This window comes from Flavobacterium sp. IB48, from assembly GCF_016405855.1.
In the GTDB taxonomy this organism is placed as follows: domain Bacteria; phylum Bacteroidota; class Bacteroidia; order Flavobacteriales; family Flavobacteriaceae; genus Flavobacterium; species Flavobacterium ginsengisoli.
Window position 1 is genome coordinate 1 of the sequence record NZ_JAEFCA010000019.1, and the last position, 2,439, is coordinate 2,439.

The 2,439-nt window shown below is 31.3% G+C and carries 3 protein-coding genes; 2 read left to right on the forward strand and 1 reads right to left on the reverse strand.

The annotated features are described in order from the left end of the window. Nucleotides 1–126 precede the first annotated feature (126 nt). Nucleotides 127–1,197 carry a BamA/TamA family outer membrane protein gene (locus JC605_RS23545; RefSeq protein WP_198858520.1) on the forward strand — a complete coding sequence of 357 codons (1,071 nt, stop codon included), beginning with the start codon at nt 127–129 and terminating at the stop codon, nt 1,195–1,197. A gap of 262 nt (nt 1,198–1,459) precedes the next feature. On the opposite strand, the gene JC605_RS23550 is transcribed toward JC605_RS23545, so the two are convergent. Continuing rightward, nucleotides 1,460–1,852 (reverse strand): YidH family protein, encoded by a 393-nt coding sequence (locus tag JC605_RS23550; protein WP_198858521.1) that lies wholly within the window; start codon nt 1,850–1,852, stop codon nt 1,460–1,462. 373 nt (nt 1,853–2,225) lie between these two features. Here JC605_RS23550 and JC605_RS23555 point away from each other — a divergent pair. Next, the coding region (locus tag JC605_RS23555; protein WP_305069460.1) for a MarC family protein at nt 2,226–2,439 on the forward strand (214 nt) is incomplete at its 3' end.

The following is a 2,439-nucleotide window of genomic DNA, read 5'->3' on the forward strand; positions in this document are numbered from 1 at the left end:
GTGATGGAGATTTAAAATAGTTTTATAGAAATTGACTCAGTAAAAATTCAAATGCGTTAATGCATCAATATTGATCTACTTTGATTTAATTTACATGTATTATGTTTCCCAAATAAATAGCGTCTTATGCAGAAAATACTAGCAATAATACTATCCTTATATTTCTCATTGTCTTGGGCGCAAAAAAAGTCAGAGGATAGTACCGCTGTTTCCAATAGTCATGTCAAGAATATTGATTTTAATGTAATGCCTTACCTTAACTACAACAGGACTCTTGAATTTATGTTTGGAGCTATTCCAATGATGATGTACAAACTTGACAAGACCGATACTATTTCTTCTAAATCCTTATCTGGTGTTTCGGCTGTTTATACCACCAATAAATCTTATTTTATTGCCTCTTTTAATAGATGGTATTTTAAAGAAGATAACTGGCGGGCTCAATTATTTTTTGCAACAGGTAATAAGAACGCACAGTATTATGTAGATGATGTTGACGTCCCTGATTTTTATGATTACGGAACCAAAGCCACCATGATAAACTTCTCTTTGCAACGTAAAGTAATAAAGTCTTTATATGCTGGTTTGGGTTATACTTATGCACATTATGATACAAATTATGAGGATGATGTTGAGCCATCTTCTGTTACTCATACAAATGGTTTACAGGTAATTATGTTTTATGATACTCGTGATGCTGTTTATTATCCAACCAAAGGAAATAAAATAAAATTACGCTGGTTAAGTTATCCAACATGGTTTGGAAATGATGTCAGTGCAAATAAAATTTTCTCAGAGTACAACTCCTATTTTCCCATACGACATGGAACTGATGTATTGGCTTTCCGTTTTTCGGGTAAGTTCGGGTTAGGAAATATAGCATTTGAACAGCAAGTGGTCATTGGAAGTAAAGATATCAGGGGATACTCTGAAGGAAAATATCGTGGCGATGGGCTTATTGATTTACAAGGGGAATACAGGTACAACTTTAATAAAAAAATGGGTCTAGTTGGATTTGCAGGGGTTGCTACGATTTACGGATCTGATACAAATGATTTTAATTGGAAATTATATCCTGGAGGTGGTGTAGGATATCGTTATAAGGCATTTAAAAATGAAAAATTTAATGTAGGATTAGACGGGGCTGTAGGCAAAGGAGATTGGGGACTTTATTTCCGTATTGGAGAAGCCTTTTAATAGTATTAATAACCTGATTTCTCAAAAAATATTATATTCTGTATTGAAAAATCATTGTAAAAATTAATGCAATTGCGTTTTATTGGTTCTTCTTACGATGTAATAAATTATAAGCGATATAAAAGCGCTGTTGATGAAGGGGATGTTTATTTAAAATAGTTTATACATAGAATTTGACTCAGTAGAGATTCAAATGCGTTAATTCATCAACGATCTGTGTTTTGCAAACAGAAATCATTTCAATAGCAAAGAATAGAATGAATCAAAAGTCTGAGGGGTATGCAGCCATAATTAAATATCCTATGAGAAGAATGCTCATTAAAGATATAATAACTGTTACTGCCGTTAATAATCCGGTAGAATAAAAGTATTCTCCTTTCTGTAACTGTTTATATGTTTTTTTGTATTTAAAATAGGATAGTAATATGACAAGAGTGCCTGTTAAAACGAAACCTATACCCATAAAATTAGTAAAGCTGTTTCTTGTAACATTGGCTTTTTGAAAAAAACTGGCAGGTAATTGGTTGACAAATAAAGAGAATTTTACAATGACAAACCCAAAGACCATAATCCCGATGCCTGTTCGAACCCATGCCAGAAATGTTCTTTCATTTGCCATGTGTTCACTTATCACTTGTTTAGTCTCTTTATCCATTTTTTTTAATATTATGAAAAGTAAAATGCGACCTGCTTTTTACTCTTAAAAGTATAACATTTAGTGTCGATTTGCAATTACATGTCAATAATTTTTCAGTGTTGTTAGTTGATTCTGATTTGTTCATCTAGGAAACTATTGATGTTTTGCAAGAATGGTTCTTGTTCAATAAATGTATATTTATCAAGAACGAAGTTGGTATCTAAACTAAAATTATTGTAATTTTCAATTTTTCATTCTTTTGTTAGAGATATTCTATTATGATCGAATTAAAAATTGAATGAAAGAATGCCAAACCAAATTTTTAATTTTATTATTGACTAATATGTTAGATGCAAATATTTTTAACAGTTCATTTGTTAACTTGGTTTTTATGGGAATAATTGCTTTGTTTCCTGTTATCAATCCTTTAGGATCTGCCTTTTTGATAAGCCCATATTTGAAAAATCTTACGCCGATTCAAAAAAGAAATGCGGTACGAAAAATAACATTTTACGCATTTGGTTTTTGTGTTTGTATTTTGTTTGTAGGGCCTTTTATATTGCAGGCTTTTGGTATAACTATTTCTATTATTCAGCTTGGCGGGG